At 69.9% G+C, this 23138-nt stretch carries 21 protein-coding genes; 4 read left to right on the plus strand and 17 right to left on the minus strand.

Annotated elements, in window-relative coordinates; all coding sequences use genetic code 11:
* Positions 1–31 precede the first annotated feature (31 nt).
* The 6 genes from ACIA73_RS22540 to ACIA73_RS22565 form a co-directional block, all read right to left on the minus strand.
* The gene (locus tag ACIA73_RS22540; RefSeq protein WP_399440436.1) at positions 32–937 is read right to left on the minus strand and encodes an LLM class flavin-dependent oxidoreductase; all 906 of its coding nucleotides are present in this window, start codon (positions 935–937) and stop codon (positions 32–34) included.
* A gap of 36 nt (positions 938–973) precedes the next feature.
* Complete coding sequence (locus ACIA73_RS22545; protein ID WP_399440437.1) at positions 974–1561, minus strand: RNA 2'-phosphotransferase; 588 nt, start codon at positions 1559–1561, stop codon at positions 974–976.
* Between the two features lie 143 nt (positions 1562–1704).
* Positions 1705–2784 carry a MerR family transcriptional regulator gene (locus tag ACIA73_RS22550; protein WP_399440438.1) on the minus strand — a complete coding sequence of 360 codons (1080 nt, stop codon included), beginning with the start codon at positions 2782–2784 and terminating at the stop codon, positions 1705–1707.
* A 20-nt stretch (positions 2785–2804) separates the two neighbouring features.
* Complete coding sequence (locus tag ACIA73_RS22555) at positions 2805–3755, minus strand: metal-dependent hydrolase (RefSeq protein WP_399440439.1); 951 nt, start codon at positions 3753–3755, stop codon at positions 2805–2807.
* Positions 3752–5518, minus strand: a complete 1767-nt coding sequence (locus ACIA73_RS22560; RefSeq protein ID WP_399440625.1) for an SDR family oxidoreductase — start codon at positions 5516–5518, stop codon at positions 3752–3754. The genes ACIA73_RS22555 and ACIA73_RS22560 overlap by 4 nt, the downstream gene beginning before the upstream one ends.
* A 5-nt stretch (positions 5519–5523) precedes the next feature.
* Complete coding sequence (locus ACIA73_RS22565) at positions 5524–6360, minus strand: M24 family metallopeptidase (protein WP_399440626.1); 837 nt, start codon at positions 6358–6360, stop codon at positions 5524–5526.
* A gap of 316 nt (positions 6361–6676) precedes the next feature.
* Here ACIA73_RS22565 and ACIA73_RS22570 point away from each other — a divergent pair, with 316 nt between their 5' ends.
* From ACIA73_RS22570 to ACIA73_RS22585, 4 genes are read left to right on the plus strand one after another with little or no spacing between them, the layout of a single operon-like run.
* The gene (locus tag ACIA73_RS22570; RefSeq protein WP_399440627.1) at positions 6677–7768 is read left to right on the plus strand and encodes an ABC transporter ATP-binding protein; all 1092 of its coding nucleotides are present in this window, start codon (positions 6677–6679) and stop codon (positions 7766–7768) included.
* Positions 7758–8660: an ABC transporter permease gene (locus tag ACIA73_RS22575; RefSeq protein ID WP_399440440.1), complete on the plus strand. Its 903-nt coding sequence runs from the start codon at positions 7758–7760 to the stop codon at positions 8658–8660. Before ACIA73_RS22570 ends, ACIA73_RS22575 begins: the two co-directional genes overlap by 11 nt.
* Positions 8657–9568: an ABC transporter ATP-binding protein gene (locus ACIA73_RS22580; protein ID WP_399440441.1), complete on the plus strand. Its 912-nt coding sequence runs from the start codon at positions 8657–8659 to the stop codon at positions 9566–9568. Before ACIA73_RS22575 ends, ACIA73_RS22580 begins: the two co-directional genes overlap by 4 nt.
* Before the next feature lie 15 nt (positions 9569–9583).
* On the plus strand, positions 9584–10303 hold the full coding sequence (locus ACIA73_RS22585; RefSeq protein WP_399440442.1) for an ABC transporter permease: 720 nt from the start codon (positions 9584–9586) through the stop codon (positions 10301–10303).
* 164 nt (positions 10304–10467) lie between these two features.
* Here the strand turns inward: ACIA73_RS22585 and ACIA73_RS22590 are convergent, their stop codons facing one another.
* The 11 genes from ACIA73_RS22590 to ACIA73_RS22640 form a co-directional block, all read right to left on the minus strand.
* Entirely contained in the window at positions 10468–11748 is a 1281-nt protein-coding gene (locus tag ACIA73_RS22590; RefSeq protein WP_399440443.1) for a CynX/NimT family MFS transporter, read from the minus strand.
* 119 nt (positions 11749–11867) lie between these two features.
* Positions 11868–12542, minus strand: coding sequence for a FadR/GntR family transcriptional regulator (locus ACIA73_RS22595; protein WP_399440444.1), 675 nt, complete (start codon positions 12540–12542; stop codon positions 11868–11870).
* A 332-nt stretch (positions 12543–12874) separates the two neighbouring features.
* The gene (locus ACIA73_RS22600) at positions 12875–13708 is read right to left on the minus strand and encodes an HAD family hydrolase (protein WP_399440445.1); all 834 of its coding nucleotides are present in this window, start codon (positions 13706–13708) and stop codon (positions 12875–12877) included.
* Positions 13705–14982: a serine--tRNA ligase gene (serS, locus tag ACIA73_RS22605; RefSeq protein WP_399440446.1), complete on the minus strand. Its 1278-nt coding sequence runs from the start codon at positions 14980–14982 to the stop codon at positions 13705–13707. Before serS ends, ACIA73_RS22600 begins: the two co-directional genes overlap by 4 nt.
* 594 nt (positions 14983–15576) lie before the next feature.
* On the minus strand, positions 15577–16512 hold the full coding sequence (gene pheA / locus ACIA73_RS22610) for a prephenate dehydratase (protein ID WP_399440447.1): 936 nt from the start codon (positions 16510–16512) through the stop codon (positions 15577–15579).
* Positions 16513–16641: 129 nt separating this feature from the next.
* Entirely contained in the window at positions 16642–17865 is a 1224-nt protein-coding gene (gene efeB, locus ACIA73_RS22615) for an iron uptake transporter deferrochelatase/peroxidase subunit (protein ID WP_399440628.1), read from the minus strand.
* Positions 17866–18044: 179 nt separating this feature from the next.
* Positions 18045–20087 carry a copper resistance CopC/CopD family protein gene (locus ACIA73_RS22620; RefSeq protein ID WP_399440448.1) on the minus strand — a complete coding sequence of 681 codons (2043 nt, stop codon included), beginning with the start codon at positions 20085–20087 and terminating at the stop codon, positions 18045–18047.
* Between the two features lie 17 nt (positions 20088–20104).
* Entirely contained in the window at positions 20105–20626 is a 522-nt protein-coding gene (locus ACIA73_RS22625; RefSeq protein ID WP_399440449.1) for a copper chaperone PCu(A)C, read from the minus strand.
* The gene (locus ACIA73_RS22630) at positions 20623–21288 is read right to left on the minus strand and encodes an SCO family protein (protein ID WP_399440450.1); all 666 of its coding nucleotides are present in this window, start codon (positions 21286–21288) and stop codon (positions 20623–20625) included. The genes ACIA73_RS22625 and ACIA73_RS22630 overlap by 4 nt, the downstream gene beginning before the upstream one ends.
* A 28-nt stretch (positions 21289–21316) precedes the next feature.
* Positions 21317–22117 (minus strand): YcnI family protein, encoded by an 801-nt coding sequence (locus tag ACIA73_RS22635; RefSeq protein WP_399440451.1) that lies wholly within the window; start codon positions 22115–22117, stop codon positions 21317–21319.
* A gap of 122 nt (positions 22118–22239) precedes the next feature.
* A complete protein-coding gene (locus ACIA73_RS22640; protein ID WP_399440452.1) occupies positions 22240–23133 on the minus strand; it encodes a hypothetical protein in 894 nt (297 codons plus the stop codon).
* Between the last annotated feature and the right edge of the window lie 5 nt (positions 23134–23138).

Consider the following 23138-nt stretch of genomic DNA (forward strand, 5'->3'; position numbering starts at 1 on the left):
CGGGGGGACACGGCAGTCCCCCCGCCGGCGCTCACTTCAGCTGCGCGAGCCCTTCCCGGGCGATCGCCTCGAAGACCTTCTCGTCCGCCGCGAACTGAGTGTCCGCGATGGGCCAGTGCAGGACGAGTTCGTCGACGCCCAGCTCCGCATGGCGGCCCGCGAAGTCCACGAACGCGTCGAGGGACTCCAGCGGGCGGTCCGGGGTGAAGCCCGTCAGCAGGGTCTTGCCCAGTTCCTGGGGGTCCCGGCCGATCGCCTCGCAGGCCGTACCGAGCTTGCCGATCTGCCCCCGGATCGCTTCCAGGGACTGGTCGGGGGTGCCGTCGGCGAACAGCTTGGGGTCGCCGGTGGTGACCCAGGCCTGCCCGTGTCGCGCGGCCAGCTTCAGACCGCGCGGGCCGGTCGCCGCCACCGCGAAGGGCAGGCGCGGTCGCTGCACGCACCCGGGAATGTTCCGCACATCGCCCGCCGACCAGAACGAGCCCTCGTACGACACGGCGTCCTCGCTCAGCAGCCGGTCGAGGAGGGGCAGGAACTCGGCGAACCGGTCCGCCCGCTCGCGCGGTGTCCACGGCTCCGAGCCCTCCGGCACCAGGGCCGTGGCGTCGAAACCGCCCGCGCTACCGGCACCGATGCCCAGCGTGACGCGCCCGCCGCTGATGTCGTCGAGCGAGATCAGTTCCTTGGCGAGGGTCACCGGGTGGCGGAAGTTCGGTGAGGTGACCAGGGTGCCCAGCCGGAGGCTCTCGGTGGCGGACGCGGCGGCCGTCAGGGTCGGGAGCGCCCCGAACCAGGGACCCTCGCGGAACGGCACCCGCCAGGACAGGTGGTCGTAGGTGTACGCGGTGTGGAAGCCCAGCTCCTCGGCGCGCTGCCACACCTCCTTGCCGCCCTCGTGCCAACGGCGGATCGGCAGAATCACAGTGCTCAGACGCATGGGGCCGACTCTACGGGGCCGGTCTAACGGACGTGCTCACCCGCCGGTCATGCCCTCTCCGGACCCGTTCGGGAAGCGCAGGAACGCCACCGGCACATGTGCCGTGAGCCAGACCCCGTTGGCGCTGACCCGGAAGACGTGCCCGGCGCGGTGCATCGCCCCGGAGTCCACGGAGAGGATCACCGGGCGGCCCCGCCTGGCCCCGACCCGGGTGGCGGTCTCACGGTCGGGCGACAGGTGGACGTCGTGCCGGTTCATCGGGCGCAGCCCCTCGGCGCGGATCGCGGTCATGGCGCGGGGGTGGGTTCCGTGGAAGAGGTACGCCGGTGGCTCGGCCGGCGGCAGCGCGAGGTCGACGTCGACCGAGTGACCCTGACTGGCGCGGATCAGGGCGCTCTGTCGGGGGCCGTCGTCCCGTATCGCGAAGCGTTTCTTGTCGTTGGTGGCGACGACGTGGTCGAGCTCCTCACGGGTGAAGCGGAAGCCGTGCTCCCCGGCGGCCCGGATCAGGGCGTCGACAGCCACCCAGCCGTTCTCGTCGAGGGTGAGGCCAATGCGCTCGGGTTGATGTCGCAGGTGCTTCGAGAGGTATTTCGACACCTTCACTACGCGGTGTTCATTCATCTCCGCAGGGTCCCGAAATCGGACGTTGCGCGCATCCGAATTCTTCTGCACGGCAAGGCAGTTCACCGTCATCCACAGCCAAGGACCCTTTTCCACAGCGTAAATGAAGGATCTGTGGATAACTCGCGCCTGATTTAGGCTAGTTAGTCAACTTTATTACGATTAGGTTGTGTTGGGGTCAGGGCATCCAAGGCACGTGCCTGCACCTCTCGTTCGGTGGCCGCCGTTACGAACGCCGACACGTTCTCTGCCCCAACCAGCGCCTGAACGGCGGCGATCGTTCCTTGTGGCAACGCGAGCAACTCAACGTCGGACGCCGAAGCTGCCGAAGTCCGTGTCCGCTCCTGCGGCTCCGGGGGGACAGCCTTCACGGGGCCTTGTCCACCGACTGCCCCCAGATGCTCCTGTAGGTGCCGGGTTGCGAACAGTCGCATGGCTCGCGCCAATTCCGCGTCCACACTCTGCTGGGCAAGCGGCCGCAGTCGCCGTACCAGCGCAGCCGCCTCTGCCGCGTCCGCGTCCGTCGGTGGCCGGTGCTCCAGATAGCGGGCGAAGACATGCTCGGTGGTGAACTCCAGAAATCTGGCCGCGATGTGCTCGACCTGGCCCCGCAGTTCCCACAGATGTCCAGAGATCGCCCTCAGCGGCACCCCGGCCGCATACAGTTCGGCGGCCACCGCCAGCTCCTGCGGCGACGGCACCAGGAACTCGTCGTCCCGGCCCGGAACTCTTTCCAGTACGCCAAGTTCGACGGCGTCCGCCACCGCCGAGTCGTCCGGCCGCCCCCCGAAGCGCTCGTCCAGCTCGGCCCGCGAGATCCGTCCGGCCTCCTCGTCCGTCCACGGCCCGCCCACTTCGGCCACCAGGCCGAGCACCCCGCCGAGCCCCCGGCCGGCGTCCCACGCCTCCAGCAACTCCTTGATGCTGGCCAGTGTGTAGCCGCGTTCCAGCAGGTCGGCGATCTGGCGCAGCCGGGCCAGGTGCGCATCGCCGTACACGTTGGCCCGGCCGCGTCGCTCCGGCTTGGGGAGCAGCCCGCGGTCCTGGTAAGCGCGGATCGTACGGACCGTGGCTCCACTGAGATGCGCCAGATCCTCGATCCGGTACTCCGGATCCGCTTGCCGCGAGACCGCTTGCCGCGAGTCCAACGGCCGTGAATCCGACGGCTGTGTGTCCCTCTGCCGCGAGACCACCTGCCGGGCGTCCCCGTGTCCACCGGACATGACCACTCCCTCTCACCGGCTCAGGGCCGTAGCGCCGCCCGCCCCACCGCCCCCGCCGCGGTACGCGCCGCGGGCGAGGTCGCCAGGTACTCCACCGCCCTGCGCAGCGAGCCTTCCTGCGAGGGATGGTACGACCGCTTGAAGTAGCGGGGTATCGCCGCACCCAGCTCGCGCCAGGTGGGCAACAGCCCCTTCGTGACCGCCTTGTTGTGCTCGCGAAGTGAGTAGCGGAGCCGGCCCGCGAGCTGTGGATCGTGCCGTATCAGGTACGAGGCGCCCCAGCCCCACAGCCAGAGCATCACCGGCGCGACGACGACCATGCCCTCGACCCTGCGGGCGTACCGGGGCAGACCCTCGCCGCCGCAGTGCTGGTACATGTCGAAGGCAACCGCCCGGTGTTCGACCTCCTCCGCCCCGTGCCAGCGCAGCAGATCCAGCATCACCGCATCCGGGTCCGCCCGGTCCAACCCCTCCGCGCGCAGTACCCAGTCGCCCAGCACCGCCGTGAACTGCTCGATCGCGGCGACCACGGCCAGCCGGAAACGCAGCCACTCCTGGTCCGGCAGCGGCAAACCGAACGGCGGGACCTCACCGAGGAGCTTCTCGAAGAGGAAGTCGACGTGGCGGGTGTACGCCGCGGTGTCCAGGTCCTGGTCCGACAGGTGGTCCAGGACGTAGCTGTGCTGGACGCTGTGTGTGGCCTCCTGCCCCATGAACCCCTTCACCTGCTTGAGCAGTTCTGGGTCATCGACCAGCGGCAGGGCCTCCTTGAAGACCCGTACGAACCACCGCTCACCGGCCGGCAGCAGCAGGTGCAGCACATTGATCACATGGGTCGCGGTCGGCTCGCCGGGTATCCAGTGCAGCGGCGTTTCGTGCCAGTCGAAGGAGACCCGACGGGGCGCGATGACGTACCCCTGCTCGTACTCCGCCCCGCCCGCTTCGCTCACCTCGTCCTCCGTCCCGCTCACAACGGCGGCTCCATCCGTGCGAGCGCCCGCAGCGCCTTCGGCGTGAACCGGGACATCAGGTGGGCGCCGCGTGCCTCCGGCGTCACCGGCACCACCGCCTGGTTCTTCACCACGGCGCGCAGGATCGCGTCGGCGACCTTCTCCGGCGGGTAGTTTCGCAGCCCGTACAGCCGCGAGGACCGCTTCTGCCGCCGCTTCTCCTCCTCCTCGGTCACCCCGGTGAAGCGCGAGGTGGCGGTGATGTTGGTGTTGACCAGACCGGGGCAGATGGCGCTGACACCAATGCCTTGACCGGCCAGTTCGGCGCGCAGGCACTCACTGAGCATCAGCACCGCGGCCTTGGTGGTGCTGTATGCCGACAGAGCCCGCGACGGCTGGAACGCGGCGGCCGAAGCGGTGTTGACGATGTGCCCGCCCTGCCCACGCTCGGCCATTTGCCTGCCGAAGGTGCGACAGCCGTGGACGACGCCCCACAGATTGACGTCGAGGACCTTCTTCCAGTCCTCCACCGAGGTGTTCATGAAGGAACCGGCCATGCCTATCCCGGCGTTGTTGACCAGCACATCCACGATGCCGTAGTCGGCGGCGACCTTCTCCGCCAGCTTCTCCATCGCCTGCGCGTCACTGACGTCGACGACCTCGGCCCAGGCGTCCGGCGCCCCGATCAACCGCGCCAGTTCGGCGGTCCGCGAGGCCCCCTCCGCGTCCCGGTCCACGGCCACGACCCGCGCCCCCGCCTCGGCGAACGCGAAGGCGGTGGCCCGCCCGATCCCACTGGCCGCCCCGGTCACCAGTACCAGCTGCCCACCGAACCGGTCCGCGTACTTGCCCTTGGCCGCCGAGGCGCGCGGCGCCACCCCGGCAGCGCTGTCCTCGTTCGCCCTCACGAACTCGGTGATCCAGGCGGCCAGTTGGTCCGGCCGGGTGCGGGGCACCCAGTGCTTTGCGGGGAGGGAGCGACGTACCAACTGGGGAGCCCAGTGCTCCAGATCGTCGTACAGCCGCTCCGAAAGGAAGATGTCCCCGGTCGGAGTGATCAGCTGCACGGGCACGTGGGCATAGGCGTCGGCGCGCGGCCTGCGCAGCCTGGCCCGGACGTTGTCGCGGTAGAGCCAGGCACCGCGTGCGGCGTCCTGCGGAAGGGAAGCGGTCGGGTAGCCGCCGGCCGGGATCTTCTCCATCCGCTCCAGGACCTTGGGCCACCGCTTGCCGAGCGGTCCGCGCCAGGCCAGCTCCGGCAGCACGGGGGTGTGCAGCATGTACACGTACCAGGACTTGGCGCCCTGACCGAGCAGTTGGGCCGTACGCCGCGGGGTCGGCCGGGACATCCGCTTCTTGATCCAGTGGCCGAAGTGGTCGAGGGAGGGCCCCGACATCGAGGTGAACGAGGCGATCCGCCCCTCGGTGCGCTCCACCGTGGCGAACTCCCAGCCCTGCACCGAACCCCAGTCGTGCCCCACCAGGTGCACCGGCCGGTCCGGACTGACCGCGTCCGCCACCGCCAGGAAGTCGTCGGTCAGCTTCTCCAGCGTGAACCCGCCGCGCAACGGTTTGGGCGCGGACGACCTGCCGTGCCCGCGGACGTCGTACAGCACGACGTGGAAGCGCTCGGCCAGCCGTGCCGCGACCTCGGACCAGACCTCCTTGCTGTCCGGATAGCCGTGCACCAGCAGTACGGTCGGCTGCTCAGCATCACCCAGCTCGGCGATACACAGCTCGATCCCGCCGGTCCGCACCCTGCGCTCGCGCGCGCCCTCGATCATCACCCTCATGCCGCCTTCTCCTCGGCCCAGCGCCGCACGTGCGGCAGGTCGTCGTCCAGCCAGAACGCGCTCTGCTCGGGGTCCTTGGAGTCGGTGACCACCAGGATCTCCTCGAACTTCGCGCCCGTACCCCTGAATCCGAGGTGCGGTTCCACCGCCCACAGGCCCGGCTGCGGCGGATGGTCGGAGAACCGGTACGGGCTCCACAGTGGCGACCACCCGTCCCGGTGGCCGTGCAGGGCATCCGAGGCCAGCCCTTTCAAGGACTGCGTCCCGAACCCGAACACCTGCGGTGACCAGGCCCGTTCCTTCACCCTGTCGATCTTGTGGGCGATCACGCCGAAGGGATAGGCGCGGTGCCGGTTGGCGTACCCCTGGCGCGCCATGAGCCGCTCCACGCTCTCGTAGATGTCCCTGAGCGCCCGCCGCTCGCGTACCTCGGTGAGGATCAGCGAGCGGTGCGCCTCCAGATCGGCCAGCAGCCTGTCGTGCACCGGGTTGAGCCCCAGGCAGCCCGAGTAGCCGATGTCCGCCGTGAAGCCCTTGTAGACGGGTGCCATGTCGAGGACGAACGGCATCCCCGCCTCAAGCCGCCGGTTCGTCGGGAAGAACTGCAGAGGTATCCGGAAGTTGGTGAAGGCCGTACGGTCCCCGAACCACGCGAAGGGCAGATGGAACCAGTCGCGCACCCCGCGCTCCCGCAGCCACACCCGCTGCATCCGGGCCGCCTCGCGCTCGGTCACCCCCGGCTTGAGCTGGGCGGCGACCGCCTCGGCGCACTCGTACGCCAGTCGCTGCACCTCTCTGAACCCCCGCAGTTCCGCGGAGAGTTCGGGCCTCATTGCTGAGGCCGACGCTGCTGAGCCCATCACTGCTGAGGCCATGCCACCCGTCCGTCCCGTGTAGCGGTACGCGTCCGTAACTTGACACTGATGAATGTGACAATGCTCGGCGGCTGCGTCAAGGGGTGTGCATAAGACCCTGTGGATAACCCCGCTTAATCCACCCGAGTCTCCGCCCACGGGTCCAGAAGAAGATCGTTGGTCAACCCCAAGTACGGCTCTCCCCTACGGGCTCGTACAACCAGAGGGGGAGGCCGGAACCACCGTCTGGGTTGAGGTCAAATGTGGGCTGCGCCACTACCGTCGAGGTGTGACTGTGATCGCTACCGAAAGCCTCAGCAAGCGGTTCCCCCGGGTGACCGCGCTTGACCGGCTCTCCCTGGACATCGGGCCCGGCGTAACCGGCCTGGTGGGTGCCAACGGAGCCGGCAAGTCCACCTTGATCAAAATCCTGCTCGGTCTGTCCCCCGCCACGGAAGGCAGGGCCGCGGTGCTCGGCCTCGACGTCGCCACCAGCGGCGGCGAGATCCGTGAGCGCGTCGGATACATGCCCGAGCACGACTGCCTGCCGCCGGACGTCTCGGCCACCGAGTTCGTCGTCCACATGGCGCGGATGTCCGGACTTCCCGCCACGGCCGCCCGCGAGCGGACCGCCGACACGCTGCGCCACGTGGGCCTGTACGAGGAGCGCTACCGCCCCATCGGCGGCTACTCGACCGGTATGAAGCAGCGCGTGAAGCTGGCCCAGGCGCTGGTCCACGACCCGAAGCTGGTCCTCCTCGACGAGCCGACCAACGGCCTCGACCCGGTCGGCCGCGACGAGATGCTGAGCCTGATCCGCCGCGTCTACACCGACTTCGGGATCTCCGTCCTGGTCACCTCGCACCTCCTGGGCGAGCTGGAGCGCACCTGCGACCACGTCGTCGTCATCGACGGTGGCGCGCTGCTGCGGTCCAGTTCGACCAGTGACTTCACCCAGACCACCACGACCCTCGCGGTCGAGGTCACCGACACCGACACCTACCCCGACGGCACGCAGGCGCTGCGCGAGGCGCTCACCACGGCCGGAGTGAAACTGCACGCGGCGGAGGAGCAGGGTCTGCCCGGCGCGGGCCACGTGCTGCTCGTCGAGGGCGAGGGTGAAGCGACGTACGACCTGGTCAGGGACACCGTCGCGGACCTGGGTCTCGGCCTCGTCCGGATGGAACAGCGGCGCCACCACATCGCCGAGGTCTTCCACACGGACCAGCAGGCGCAACGGGAGCAGCAGACGCACCAGGAAACGCAGCCGCACCAGTCGTCCGAGAAGCAACAGCAGTCTGAGATGCAACAGCAGTCCGAGAAGCGACAGCAGCCCCAGCCGACCGAATTGGCGCAGCAGAAGGGAGGCGGCCACGATGGCAACTGATCTCACCCCGCCGGGCGCCGACCCGACCCGCATTCACAACATCGGGTACCGCGGATACGACGGCCCCCGGCTCGGTCGGTCCTACGCCCGCCGCTCCCTCTTCTCGCAGTCCCTGCGCGGCGCGTTCGGCCTCGGCCGCAGCGCCAAGTCCAAGGTCCTGCCGATGATCCTCTTCGCGGTGATGTGCCTGCCCGCGGGCATCATCGTCGCGGTCGCCGTCGCTACCAAGATGAAGGACCTCCCGCTCGAATACACCCGGTACGCGATCGTCACCCAGGCGATCATCGGGCTGTTCCTCGCCGCGCAGGCCCCTCAGTCCGTCTCCCGCGACCTGCGCTTCAAGACCGTTCCGCTGTACTTCTCGCGCCCCATCGAGCGCGCCGACTACGTGCTCGCGAAGTACGCCGCCATGGCTTCCGCGCTCTTCATCCTGACCGCCGTACCGGTGGTGATCCTGTACGTCGGTTCGCTGCTTGCGGAACTCGACTTCGCGACCCAGACCAAGGGCTTCGCGCAGGGGATGGTGTCCGTGGCGCTGCTTTCCGTCCTGTTCGCCGGCATCGGCCTGGTGATGGCCGCACTGACACCCCGCCGCGGCTTCGGAGTCGCCGCCGTAATCGCCGTACTGACCATTTCCTACGGTGCGGTCTCCACCGTCCAGGCGATCGCCTGGGACCAGGGCTCCACCGGCGTGATCTCCTGGCTGGGCCTCTTCTCGCCGATCACCCTCATCGACGGCGTACAGACCGCGTTCCTCGGCGCGACCTCCGCCTTCCCGGGCGAGTTCGGTCCTTCCGCCGGCGCGGGAGTGGTCTATCTGCTGGTCGTCCTCGCGCTGATCGCCGGTTCGTACGCCGTACTGATGCGCCGCTACCGGAAGGTCGGGCTGTGACCACGATCGACATCACCAAGGCCTCCCGCTGGTTCGGGAACGTGGTCGCCGTCAACGACGTCACCATGTCCATCGGCCCCGGCGTGACCGGCCTGCTCGGCCCCAACGGCGCCGGAAAGTCCACCCTGATCAACATGATGGGCGGCTTCCTCGCCCCTTCCAACGGCACCGTCACCCTCGACGGCAAGCCGATCTGGCGCAACGAGAGCATCTACAAGGAGGTCGGCGTCGTCCCCGAGCGGGAGGCGATGTACGACTTCCTCACCGGCCGCGAGTTCGTCGTCGCCAACGCCGAGTTGCACGGACTCGACGCCAAGTCGGCGCAGGTCGCGCTGGCCACGGTCGAGATGGAGTACGCACAGGACCGCAAGATCGCGACGTACAGCAAGGGCATGCGCCAGCGCGTGAAGATGGCCTCCGCGCTGGTCCACAACCCGTCGGTACTGCTGCTCGACGAGCCGTTCAACGGCATGGACCCGCGCCAGCGCATGCAACTGATGGACCTGCTGCGACGGATGGGATCAGAGGGACGCACTGTGCTCTTCTCCTCGCACATCCTGGAGGAGGTCGAGCAGCTCGCCTCGCACATCGAGGTGATCGTCGCGGGCAGGCACGCGGCCTCCGGCGACTTCCGCAAGATCCGCCGGCTGATGACGGACCGCCCGCACCGCTATCTCGTACGCTCCAGCGACGACCGGGCGCTGGCCGCCGCGCTGATCGCCGACGCCTCCACCGCCGGTATCGAACTGGACTACACGGAGCGCGCGTTGCGGATCCAGGCCATCGACTTCGGCCGCTTCACCGAGCTGCTCCCGAAGGTCGCCCGCGAGCACGGCATCCGCCTGCTCACGGTGCAGCCCTCCGACGAGTCCCTCGAATCGGTCTTCTCCTACCTCGTCACGGCCTGAAAGGAGCTTGCTGCGATGTACGAACCCACAGTCGCCCGGCTCACCTACCGGGCCCTCCTCGGCCGCCGCCGCGCCGCCATCCTCTTCGTACTGCCCGCCCTGCTCATCGTCATCGCGATCGCGGTACGGCTGCTGGCGGGAGTCGACGACAGCGTCGCCAACGGTGTGCTCGGCGGATTCGCGCTGGCCACAATGGTGCCGCTGATCGGCGTCATCGCCGGTACGGGCGCGATCGGACCGGAGATCGACGACGGCTCGATCGTCTATCTGCTGGCCAAGCCGGTGAAGCGGCCCACGATCATCTTCACCAAGCTGATCGTCGCCATCGGCGTGACCATGGCCTTCTCCGCGATTCCGACGCTGATCGCGGGACTCATCCTGAACGGCAACGGCGGCCAGATCGCCGTGGCGTACACGGTCGCGGCGCTGGTCGCCTCGATCGCGTACAGCGCACTGTTCCTGCTCCTCGGCACGATCTCCCGGCACGCGGTGGTCTTCGGGCTGGTGTACGCGCTGGTGTGGGAGACCCTCTTCGGCAGCCTGGTGCCGGGAGCGCGGAACCTGAGCGTCCAGCAGTGGTCGCTCGCGCTGGCCGAGAAGATCGGGGCGCCGGGGGCCATCAACGCGGAGGTGGGGCTGCCGATGGCGGCGATCCTGCTGGTCGCGGTGACGGGTCTGGCGACCTGGTATGCGGGGCAGAAGCTGCGATCGCTCACTCTTGCGGGTGATGAATAGCCGTTCGCGGCTTTCGCGGGAACAAGGGGCGCCCCCGGTTCGTATTTCCTGTACGAACCGGGGGCGCCCTCGGTTCGACCAACGGACTCCGAGTCCACGGACCTTGACACCTGCACAGTGGAACAGACCGCCCAGGTCGGCCACTTGGAGCAGCAGTTTCTCCGTCAGACCTTCCGGTCCCGGGCCGCGAAGAGGCCCACCACCAGCGCTGCCGCGCACACGCCCAGCATCAGGGCGATCGGCACCGTCCAGCTGCCGGTCGTCTGGTACACGGCCCCCGCTGCCAACGGGCCCACCGCGGCCAGCAGATAGCCGATCGTCTGCGCCATCCCGGAGAGCCGGGCTGCCGTCACCGCATCGCCGGATCGCAGCACGATCAGTGTCAGCGCAAGGCCCACGGCACCGCCCTGTCCGATGCCGAGAATCCCCGACCACAGCCAGGCTCCGGACGCCGGGGCGACCATCAGGCCGACATAGCCGGCCGCGACCAGAGAGGTGACCAGAACGATCAGCGGACGCTGACTGCGCATCCGCCCTGCCAGCAGCGGCACCGCGAACGCGCCCGCGACCTGGATCAGGTTGTTGAAGGCGAAGATCACGCCGGCCGTGGAGCGGCTCATCCCGTGATCCGTGAAGATCGTCGGCATCCAGGCGATCAGGACGTACGACCACAGCGATTGCAGGCCCATGAAGAGGGTGACCTGCCAGGCCAGCTTGGAGCGCCAAACGCTCTTGGGGGCGGCCTGGGCGGCCTGGGCGGTCGCGGCCGGCACGATGCGGTGCTCGTGTCCGGTACGCCCACGGGCGATCAGCACCTGCGGCAGCCAGGCCAGCGCCGCCACGGCCGCCAGCAGCGACCAGAACGCCATCGACGCTTCCCAGCTGTCGCCGAACGCCTTCTCCAACGGCACGGAGGTGGCGGCCACGATGGTGGCTCCCGCGATCATCGAGCCGGTGTAGACCGAGGTCATCGACGCGGCCCGGTCAGGGAAGTCCCGCTTGATCAGACCCGGCATCAGCACATTGAGGAGGGATATCGCGACACCGATCAGCACACCGCCGCCGTACAGCGCGAGGGTGGCGGGCGCGACCCGCACCAGGATGCCCGCCCCGAGCAGCAACAGGGCGGCGAACAAAACCCGTTCGGTACCGAAGCGGCGGCCGAGCCACGGGGCGACCATCGCGCCGACACCGAGGAAGAGCACCGGCACGGACGTCACCAGGCTGGTCGCCGTCGACGACAGGCCGAAGCTGTCGCTGATCTCACCGACCAGCGGGGACACGCTGGCCAGTGCGGCCCGCATGTTGAGGGAGGCCAGCACGATGCCGACCATCAGCAGCACCGGATGCGCCAACAACGCCCGCCGGGCGGCGACCCCTTGGGGGGTGGGGCGGACGTCGGCTTCGGCGTCCAGCAGGAGTTGGTCGGCTTCCGGGCGTGACAAGGCAGGCACCTTTCGAAGTGAGGGGGGAGAGTGCAGGGGATGTAAACCGGGTGGTGAGTGGGGTGTGAACCGGGTCGTACGGGTGGGAAGTTGAGGGGGCGGCCGAGGGGGCGCCGGGATCAGCGGCCGACGAGGGCGCGGATCACGTCGATCGGAACCTGGAGGAGAGCCCGGGCGGCCTGTTCCGCCGCATCCGGATCGCCGCTCTCGACGGCGTCGACCAGGGCGCAGTGCGCGACCAGGTCGATGGGCGGCATCTCGTGGTCGCCGAGCGAGGTCACCAGGGACTCGTGCACCTGGGCGGAGAAGAACCGGTAGACCTCGGTGTACGCCGTGTTGTGGGTGGCCTCCACGATGCCGCGGTGGAAGACGATGTCGGCGTCGGCAGCCCGGTCGCCCTGCTCGTGCAGTGCGTCGAGCGCCGCCCGCAGCGCCCGCAGATCGTCCTCGTCCCGGCGTACGGCGGCCAGCCGGGCGGCCTCCGCCTCCAGGGCCACTCGCAGCTCCAGTACGTCCAGGGTGTCGGCGTGCTGCATGCCGCGCAGTACGGCGGAGGGGTCGGCGGTCGAGCGGACGAAGGTGCCGTTCCCCTGGCGGGACTCCAGGAGCCCGGCGTGCACCAAAACCCGTACCGCCTCGCGCACGGTGTTGCGGCCGACGCCGAGCTGTTCGGCCAGGACGTGCTCGGTGGGGATGCGGTCGCCCACGGACCACTCGCCGCCGGTGAGCTGGTCGCGGAGTTGCTCCACGACGGTGTCCACGAGGGACTTCCGCCCTGCTGCCTGAAGTGCCATCTCCGTCGGCCCCGTTTCCTTATTCGCCCGGTTGCCCAGTCATCCTACAACTGAAATGAAGATGAATGTAACCGCCCCCTAAATGAGAGGTGGGGGGGGGGGGGGGGGGGGGGGGGGGGGGGCGGCGGGCGGCCCCCGCGCGGGGGCGCCCGCGGTGTGGGGGTTGGGGTGTGGGGGGGGGGGGGGGGGGGTGGGCGGTGGGGTCGTGGTCCCCCCGCCCCGGCCCCCCCCCCCGCCGCGCGCCGCCCCCCCCCCCCCCCCCCCCCCCCCCCCCCCCCCCCCCCCCACCTGGCCCACGGTCCGGGGCCTGAGCTGGCCCACGGTGCGGGGCCTCAGCGCTTGAGCAGGTTCTCCAGGACCACGGCGATGCCGTCGTCCTCGTTGGAGGCGGTGATCTCGTTCGCGACGGCCTTCAGGGCGTCGTGCGCGTTGGCCATCGCGACGCCGTGGCCGGCCCAGCCGAACATCGGGATGTCGTTCGGCATGTCACCGAAGGCGATCGTCTCCGCGGCCTTCACCTTCAGCCGCCGGGCCGCGAGCGACAGGCCGGTGGCCTTGCTCAGGCCCAGCGGAAGGAGTTCCACCACGCCCTCGCCGGCCATCACCACGTCCACCAGGTTCCCGACCGTCTGCCGGGCGACCTTGGCGAGGTCGTCGTCGGAGAGCCCCGGGTGCTGGATGTACATCTTGGTCAGCGGCTCCGCCCACACCTCGGCGGGGTCGGTGAACGGGACGTACGGCAGCGGGCCTTCCTGCACCCGGTAGCCGGGCCCGATCAGCACCGCACCGTCTATCCCGTCGCGGCTGGCGGCCAGCGCCAGCGGGCCGATCTCCGCCTCGATCTTGGCCAGTGCGAGCCCGGCGAGCTGCCGGTCCAGCGTGACCGAGGTCAGCAGTCGCTGTTCGCCCGCGTGGTAGACCTGCGCGCCCTGTCCGCACACCGCGAGGCCCTCGTACCCGAGGTCCTCGAAGATGTGCTTCGTCCAGGCCACGGACCGGCCGGTCACCACGATGTGGGCCGCGCCCGCCTCGGTGGCCGCGACGAGCGCGTCGCGGGTGCGCTGCGAGACCGTCTCGTCGGCGCGCAGCAGCGTGCCGTCGAGATCGGTCGCGACCAGCTTGTACGGGAACGGAGCCGGGGCGCCGTCCGGGAGGAGCGTGCTCACTTGGCGATCGGCTCCAGGACCTCGCGACCGCCCAGGTACGGACGGAGCATCTCGGGCACCCGCACCGAACCGTCGGGCAGCTGGTGGTTCTCCAGGATCGCCACGATGGTGCGCGGCACCGCGCACAGCGTGCCGTTCAGGGTGGCGAGCGGCTGGACCTTCTTGCCGTCGCGCATCCGGATCGACAGCCGCCGGGCCTGGAAGCCCTCGCAGTTGGACGCCGAGGTCAGCTCGCGGTACTTGCCCTGGGTGGGGATCCACGCCTCGCAGTCGAACTTCCGGGTGGCAGAGGCCCCGAGGTCACCGGTCGCCACGTCGATCACCTGGAACGGCAGCTCCAGCGCGGTCAGCCACTGCTTCTCCCACTCCAGCAGGCGCAGCAGCTCGGCCTCGGTGTCCTCCGGGTTCACGTAGGAGAACATCTCGACCTTGTCGAACTGGTGCACCCGGAAGATGCCGCGGGTGTCCTTGCCGTACGTCCCGGCCTCGCGGCGGAAGCACGGCGAGAAGCCGGCGTACCGCAGCGGCAGCTTGTCCGCGTCGATGATCTCGTCCATGTGGTACGCGGCGAGCGGGACCTCGGAGGTGCCGACCAGGTAGTAGTCGTCCTTCTCCAGGTGGTACACGTTCTCCGCGGCCTGGCCGAGGAAGCCGGTGCCCTCCATCGCGCGCGGGCGGACCAGCGCGGGGGTGAGCATCGGGATGAAGCCGGCCTCGGTGGCCTGGGCGATCGCCGCGTTGACCAGGGCCAGCTCCAGGAGCGCGCCGATGCCGGTCAGGTAGTAGAAGCGCGAGCCCGAGACCTTGGCGCCGCGTTCGACGTCGATGGCGCCGAGCGCCTCGCCGAGCTCCAGGTGGTCCTTGGGCTCGAAGCCCTCGGCGGCGAAGTCGCGGATGGTGCCGAGCGTCTCGCGGACGACGAAGTCCTCCTCGCCACCGACCGGCACGTCCGCATGGACGATGTTGCCGATCTGGAGGAGCAGGCGCTGGGCCTCTTCGGCCGCCTCGTTCTGCTGGGCGTCCGCGGCCTTCACGGCGGCGGAGAGCTCGCCGGTGCGCTTCAGCAGCTCGGCCTTCTCGTCACCGGAGGCCTTGGGGATGAGCTTGCCGAGCGTCTTCTGCTCGTTGCGGAGCTCGTCGAAGCTGACGGCGGACGACCTGCGCCGCTCGTCGGCGGAGAGCAGGGCGTCGACGAGGGCGACGTCCTCTCCACGGGCGCGCTGGGAGGCGCGAACACGGTCGGGGTCCTCACGGAGCAGGCGAAGGTCAATCACCCCACCAGGCTACCGGGCGGCGCTTCCAGCGTTCGACCTGATATTGCTGGCCACTCCATTTTGGGCCTATTGCCGGAATTGGGAATACGGGGCGAAGGGTGGGCCGAGGGGTTCGGCGGAGCCCTTCGCGTCGTCAAGGAAACGGGCTTAATACCCCGGAACGGGGCAGTGCGGTGGCGGCGCCTTGACTCTTCTCCCTTGCGTGAGGCGGGAGTTGGGTCTCCTTTTCCACAGGGTTCGGGGGTTCGGGAAAGTTATCCACAGGGTGTGCGAAAGAACTGTGGATGCCGGAATGGATCATTCCGAAAGGTGCATGTAGGGCGAAGGATTCTCATGCCAAACTCGCTCCACGCGCTCGTTCGAGTGGGAATTGCTCACCCCAAAGAGTTGATCAGGGTGATTGGGGTGACACGACAGGACCTGTCGGCCTGTGGAGGGATGAGGGGTCACTAGGCCGATTTGTCGACCATGTCGCGTTACGTTGTCGACTTGTCCCCAGCTTGAAGCTCTCCCCTGTGGATAACTCTGTGGGGAACTTCCGCAGGGGGACCAGGCCCCTCTGTCCGGCCCTTCGCTCGCCCGTCGCGAGCCCCCTCAGCTCCGCCCGTCCTGGCACCGGGTCAGCCAGTCCGAGGCCTCGGTGAACTCCCGGTCCGATGTCCCGTGACGCAGGTCTGCCACGTCCTCGACCGTCACCCCGGCCCTCGGGTACGACCCGAGGAACCGCACCTTCGGCGCGATCCGCTTCAGTCCCATCAGGGCCTCGCCCACCCGCCGGTCCGCGATGTGTCCCTCCGCGTCCACCGCGAAGCAGTAGTTGCCGATGCCCGCGCCGGTCGGCCGGGACTGGATGAGCATCAGGTTCACCCCGCGCACCGCGAACTCCTGGAGCAGTTCGAGCAGCGCTCCGGGGCGGTCGGGGCCCAGCCAGATCACCACCGAGGTCTTGTCCGCACCCGTCGGCGCCGCCGGCCGGGCCGGGCGGCCGACCAGCACGAAACGGGTCTGGGCGTTCACCGCGTCGTGGATGTCGGTGACCAGCGGCTCCAGGCCGTAGGTCGCTGCTGCGAACTCGCCCGCGAAGGCCGCGTCGTACCGGCCCTCCTGCACCAGCCGTGCCCCGTCCGCGTTCGATGCGGAGGACTCCCACACCACGTCCGGCAGGTTCGTCTTGATCCAGTTGCGGACCTGCGGCTGGGCGGCCGGGTGGGCGGTCACCGTCTTGATGTCGGTGAGCTTGGTGCCGGGTCGCACCAGGAGGGCGAAGCGGATCGACAGCAGCACCTCGCGGTAGATCATCAGCGGCTCGCCCGAGGTCAGCGCGTCGAGCGTGGCGGTGATGCCGCCCTCGACGGAGTTCTCGATCGGGACGAGGGCGGCGGCTGCTTCCCCGCTGCGCACGGCGTCCAGCGCGGCCGGCACCGAGACCATCGGGGCGAGTTCGCGGGTGGCGGCTTCGGGGAGGGTGCGGAGGGCGACCTCGGTGAAGGTGCCCTCGGGGCCGAGATAGGCGTAGCGCGTCGCTGACATACGGTCACCCTAGTAGCCCGTACGAGCGGCTCGCCCGACCGTCTCAGAAGCCGTCACCAGCCCCACGTGCCCCGGTCGTCCCGGAGGGCACGAGCGGCATCCTGCATCCGTCCGTCTCCGGGGTCCGGCCTACGCCTCCAGCAACCGCTGGCCCACGTACTCGCCCTCTTCCGGCCCGCCCGGGACCGCGAACAGGCCGCTCGACTCGTGCCGGATGAACTTCGACAGGGCATCTCCGCGGTCGAGCTTGCGCTGGACGGGGACGAAGCCGCGCAGGGGGTCCGCCTGCCAGCAGATGAAGAGGAGCCCGGCGTCCGGGACCCCGTCCGCCGACATGCCGTCGTGGTACGAGAACGGGCGGCGCAGCATCGCCGCCCCGTTGTTCTGCTCGGGTGCCGAGATCCGGGAGTGGGCGTCGGAGGCGATGACCGTCTTCCCGTTGGGGCCGAGCTTGTCGAGATCCGGCTCGGTGTTCTCGTCGCCACCGGTGAGTGGGGAGCCGTCCTTCTTGTGGCGGCCGATGACCTGCTCCTGGGCGTCCCTGGGGAGTCGTTCCCAGTCGTCGAGGAGCATCCGGATGCGACGTACGACCGCGTAGGAACCGCCCGCCATCCACGCCGGGGCGCCGCTCTCCGGCACGAAGATCCGCTGGTCGAAGTCGGGTTCCGAGGGCTTGGGGTTGCCCGTGCCGTCGACCTGGCCCATCAGGTTGCGGGTGGTCATGGGGGAGGCGGTGGCGCCGGGCGAGCGGTTGAAGCCGTTCATCTGCCAGCGCACTCGGGCAGCTTCGCCGGCCTCCTTCTGTACGGCGCGCAGCGCGTGGAAGGCGACCAGTGCGTCGTCGGCGCCGATCTGCACCCAGAGATCACCGTTGCTGCGGCGGGCGTCGAGCTGGTCGGAGGAGAAGTCCGGCAGCGGTTCGAGTGCTTCGGGGCGCTTGGAGACCAGGCCTGTCCGGTCGAAGAAGGTCCGGCCGAAACCAAAGGTGAGGGTGAGGGAGGAGGGGCCGGCGTCGTAGGCGACCCCGGTGTCCGCCCCGGCCGTCGGCCTGCCCGCCATCAGCTCCTCGGCCAGCTTCGACCAGCGGCGGAGCAGGGCCATGGCCTCCTTGCGGCCGGAGCCGGGTGCCAGGTCGAAGGCGACGAGGTGGCCGCGCGCCTGGAGGGGGGTGGTGATTCCGGCCTGATGTTTCACGTGAAACGGTGCCGCGGTCGATCCCAGCGAGGTCAGCAGGGCGGGCGCGTCGTCGCCCGAGCGGACCGCGGCCGAGACGCCCGCGCCACCCGCCGCACCGAGGACCAGCCCGGCGGCTCCGGCCCCACCCGCCGTCCCGAGCAGCCGCCGTCGCGAGATCTCGGCGGGCCGGGCGGCACCGGACGACTCGTCGGCAGGCTGTGGCTGCCCCGCCTGGGCGTCGGCCTTGCCCTTGGCGGACGGCTTGGCCCGGGAAGCGGAGTCGGCTTCGGCGGACGGCTTGGCCTTGGCGGAGGACTCGGCGGAAGGCGGGGAGGAAGGGGTCTCGGACACGCGGGTCAGCCGATCTTCACGTTCTTGTTGACGGTCACTTGGTCGATGTCGGAGGTACGGATCGTCACTTCGAGCTTCCAGGTCCCGGGGATCGGGATCTGCACTCCGCTCGCACTCCAGTGTCCTGGAGCCAGCTTGTCCGGCACGACCGGCAGCGGACCGATCTGCTTCTCCTCGTTGGTGAGCGCGACCTTCAGCTCGGGCGCGTCCACCGGCTTGCGCGCGGTCGACTCCGCCCACACATGGAGGGCGTTGCTGCCGGTGCGTCCGGGTGTGACCTGCACCCGGAGGGTGCCCTGTCCGCCCTGACCGCCGGTGTCGAAGGGGATGCTGAGATCGACGGGCCGGTCGGGGACCGCGGGTGCGGTCGAGGTGGTGCGGCCCGCCTCCTTGAGTTCGGTACGGCCCGGTTCGGTGCTGGTCAGGACGGTGGTAACGGCCAGCAGGACGACGGCGACCGCAGCTTCCACGAGGACGGAGCGGCGGAGCCCCGACCGCTCGGGGTCGGCGTCTCGGACCCGCTTGGCGCGCGCGGTTTCCTTGGCGCTCTGCTGCCGGGCGAGCTGCGCTGCCCGCTTCGGGTCGTCCGGCACGGTCACCGGCTCCGGCTCGGTCTCCGCCTTTGAGGCGGACCGCGCCTCGACGGAGGCGGTGGCTTCGGCCTCGGGGGATGCGCCCTCGGCCATCCGCCCGGTCCACCTGCGCGAGTACCAGGCACCGCCGACCATCATGGCGACCAGCGCGATCTTCGCCAGCAGCAGTTGTCCGTACGTCGTGCCGAAGAGCGCGTTCCAGGAGCCGACCTGCCGCCAGGACTGGTAGATCCCGGTCGCGGCGAGCACGGCGACGCAGACGAAGGCGAAGCGGGAGAAGTTGCGTACCGCTGTCCGTTCCAGCGAGGGCGAGCGGTGGAGCGCGACCAGCAGTGCGGCGAGACCGCCCAGCCAGCCGGCCGCCGCCAGCATGTGGAGCACGTCGACGGGCATCGCGATCCCCGGCTGCAACCCGGTCGACGCGTGCTCGGACATGGCCCAGGTGGCGGCGATGCCCGCCGCGACGACGCCGCCACCGAGGACGAGCCCGAAAGTGAGGTCCTTGTGCGAGGAGTCCTCGTCGTCGGTGTCGTCCCGGGGTTCGGCGTCCCCCGAGGTGGCTTCCGTGGCCTCCGAAGCTTCCGCGCTCTTCCTCGCGTACGCCCCGAAGAGCACTGCCACGAAGAGCGCCGCCGCACCGAGCAGCAGCAACCGGGACACCAGCGCCGCGCCGGTCTTGGTGGTCAGTACGGCCTTGAGCGCGGCCAGATCGAAGATGTCCGACAGCTCTCCGGAGCCGGTGTACGGCGCCCTGAGCAGCAGCATCAGCAGGGTGGCCCCGGCCAGCACCAGCCAGCCGCGCACCACCAGTCGCTGCAGCGGACGCTCGGCCGCGCCCCGCCGCCAGCACGCCAGCACGAAGGCGGCGCCGCCGACCAGCACGACGAACCCGGCGTACGCGGCGTACCGCGAGATGCCGTAGAGCACGCCGACCGCACCGCCGCCCGCCTCCTGGGAGGGCAGCGCCACGCTGCTCTTCGAGGGTGCGCCGATGGAGAAGGTGAGGGCCCCGGAGATGGGGTGGCTGTCGGCGGAGACGGCCTGGTAGGCGACGGTGTAGGTGCCGTCGGGCAGTCCGCCGTGCAGTGCGATGCCGTACTGGACGACGCTGCCACTGCACAGGTCGAGGGTCTCGCCGGTGTCGGCGCGCTTACCGGTGGGGTCCAGGACCCGGATGGCGTCGTCGCCGAGCGTGATCTGCTCGGAGAAGTTGAGGGTGATCTGCTTGGGGGCGGTGGCGACCACCGCCCCGTCCTTCGGGTTGCTGTCGGTGAGCGCGGCGTGCGCGCTCGCGGGGGTGGCCCCCGCGAGCAGGGCGAGCAATGCGCCGAGCAGCGCGGCGGCGGCGACCAGGGTGCGCGCGACCGGGCCGCGTACGGCCGAAACCGGTACGGCCGAGGTGCGCGCGAATGGCCGTGAGGCCGGTGTCCGAAGGCGCGGGGCGGTGTCCGTCATGGTGTGCTGTCAGCCCCTCAGTGGTGCGACTGCGGGTTGTGGGTGGCGGCCTCGACCGGCATCTCGACCTTGACCGTGCCGGACTTCTCGAAGTGCAGCTCGATAGCGACCTTGTCGCCCTTCTTCGGCTTCTCCTTCACGTCGAGGAACATGATGTGGTTGCCGCCGCGCTCAAGATCGAGATCGCCGTTCGCAGGGACGTCGAAGGACTTCACCTGCTGCATCTTCCCGTCCTTCGTCTCGTGGATCTCCGCCTTGCCGGCGAAGCCGGCGGCGGTGACGGAGGTCAGCCTGTCGGCGACGGAACCGCTGTTCTTCACGGTGAGGAAGCCACCGGCCATGTCCGCCATCGCGGGCTCCGGCATGAAGGCGCCGGTGACCGCGAGCTGCGGCTTGCCGTCGGCCGTCTTGGCTCCCGCGTCCGAGGCGGCGGGCTTGTCGCCGTCGCAGCCGGTGAGGGCGAGCGCCCCCGCGAGGGCTATGGCGGCCAGGCCGGCGGTGCGGGTCGTGCGGCTCGTGCGGGTCGTGCGGCGGTTCACGGGTTTTCTCCCTTGACGATCTTCGGGAGATCGGCCGTGTAGTCCTCGGGGGTGGCTTCGTCGGTGTACAGCAGATAGCCCGCGTCCGTCTTCGGCGAGAACGCGATGACCTGCTTGGTGTGCATGGACGTGACGTTGCCGTTCTTGTCCTTGGTGGACGGCTCGATGCTGACGCCGATCTGGCGTGCGCCGGCCTGGATGGTCGCGAAGTCGCCGGTCAGCCCGACGAAGTCCGGGTTGCCCGCGCCCTTGAGCCACTTGCCGAGTTCCTTCGGAGTGTCCCGCTCCGGGTCGGTGGTGATGAAGACGATCCGGAGGTTCTCCTGGTCGGCCTTCGGCAGCTTCTTGTACGCCTGCGCCAGATTGCTCATGGTCAGCGGGCACACGTCGGGGCAGTGGGTGTAGCCGAAATAGATCAGCGTCGCCTTGCCCTTGGTGGCCTCACGGAAGTCGAACTTCTTGCCTTGGGTGTCGGTGAGGACGAAGTCCGGCTTCTTGTACGGCCGGTCGAGGACGGTCGCGGCCTTGGCCTTGGTGGGCTGGGAGACCTCGGCGACCGACTGGCCGCCCTCCTTGGCGGTGTCGCCGCCGCCGCACGCGGACAGGGTGAGCGTGGCCGCGGCGACGAGGGCCGCCGCGACCAGCACGTTCTTCTTACGCATGGAAATCCTGATGCTTTGAGGGGGTGGGTCAGGCGGCGCGGCGGCGGCCGGCGAGAACGCCGAACGCCACACCCGCGACACCAACGATGATGCCTACGACGCCGAGCACCCGGGCAGTGGTGTCGCTGCTGTCGGCCGCCGCGGTCGTCTTTCCGGACGCGGACTTGTCGTCGGCCGTGGCGTTCTTGTCACCGGCCGGGGTGCTCTTGGCCGCACCGTGGTCGTCGCCCGCCGGGGCGGTGAGCTTGAGGACGGGAGCCGGGGACTGCGGCTCGGGCGCGCCCTCCTTGGGCTCCTCGATCCAGCGCACGACCTCGTTGTTGTCGTACGTCTGGATGGCCTTCAGCACGAGCTGGTCGGCGTCCTCGGGAAGCTGGCCGAGCGAGAGCGGGAACTGCTGGAACTGGCCGGACTCGATCTTCCCGCCGGTCCAGGTGATCTTGGAGACGGCCTGCTTGATCTCCTTGCCGTGCACCTTCAGCGGCTTGTCCAGATCGGCCTTCTCGACCTTCACGGTCCAGCCGGGCACGGCCTCGGGCATCACGGAGGTGAGCGGGTGCTTGTCGACCGGGAAGTTCACTTCGAGCTTCACCGTAGAGGCGTTGTCGCGCTCGTTGGGGACCTTGATGTTGACGGTGGCGTAGCCGCCCTTGGCGGCCTGGCCGACGGGCTGCACGCTGACGTGCGCGAAAGCCGGTCCGGCGAGCAGCAGTACGGAGGCGGCCGAGGCCACACCGACGGCGGCCAGACGGGACGTACGGGAAGACAGCGACGTACGGGAAGACAGCGACGTACGGGAAGACAGCGACGTACGGGAAGAAGCGTTCATGACAGTGAACCCCACAGAGGCAGAAGCGAATCGGGTGAGGGGCGCGCCCGCGCAGGACGAGGCGCACCGGATCCACGGCCCGCTCCGGCCACGTACAGGGGTACGTGGGTGGTGGGGCCGCGTCAGGCGATGAGGGAGTACGCCGACGAGGGCGGCCCGCGCCTGGTCACCGAGTGCTGGAGTGCCTCCCCGCCGGTGCGCCCCGGCACGAGGAAGGGCGCGGGCACCGTCCGGGGGCCGCACTCCGGAGCCCCGGGCAGCCCCGCCAGCAGGGCGCACACCAGCGCGAATGCGGCGCGCAGGGAGCGTACGAGCGCCCCCGCCGCAACCTGCTCCGCGCGGTACGCCGAGAGCACCACGAGCCGGCGCAGCGCCAGATCGCCGCGCCGCAGCAGCCATCCGGTGGCGAGCGCCGCCAGCAGGTGACCGAGCAGCATGGGGAGGCTGGGCACCAGTGAGTGCAGACAGTCGGCCGCCGAGGAGGCCCCGTCCTGTCCACCGCCCGTACCGAATCCGCCGTAGGCGCCGTACGACGAAGTCCCGGCGGAGGAGGTTTCCGAGGGCAGGTGCCCGGCATGGCCGCCGGCTGCCGGACCGAGTCCCGCCGTGGCCAGTACGTCCCGGGCCTCGGCCGCGTCCATCCCCGCACCGCCGCCGCACATCAACTGGGCGGCGAGCGGGCCCAGGGGGCTGTTCGCGGAACCGGACCCGGACCCGGCACCCGCGTGCTGCTGGCCGAGGCCGAACAGGGCGTGCAGTCCGAGCTGTCCCGCGGTCAGCGCGAAGGTGATCCCGGGCAGTGAACGGGTGCGCCCGGCCAGCGGTGCGGCCAGCGCGAACACTGCGGCGAAGGCCACCGCGAGGGTCCACAGCGGCACCGTCGCGGTCGAGCCCAGCACATGCCCGGACGCGGACAGCACCACGCAGACCGCGGCGAAAACCGCGGCCCTCAGAAGTCGCGAAGCGACTCCGGTGCGTGCGTCGCGCGCGGCGAGCGGCAGGGCTGACTGGGACATGGCGG

The sequence above is a fragment of the Streptomyces sp. NPDC051561 genome, from assembly GCF_044454195.1.
Taxonomy (GTDB): Bacteria; Actinomycetota; Actinomycetes; order Streptomycetales; family Streptomycetaceae; genus Streptomyces.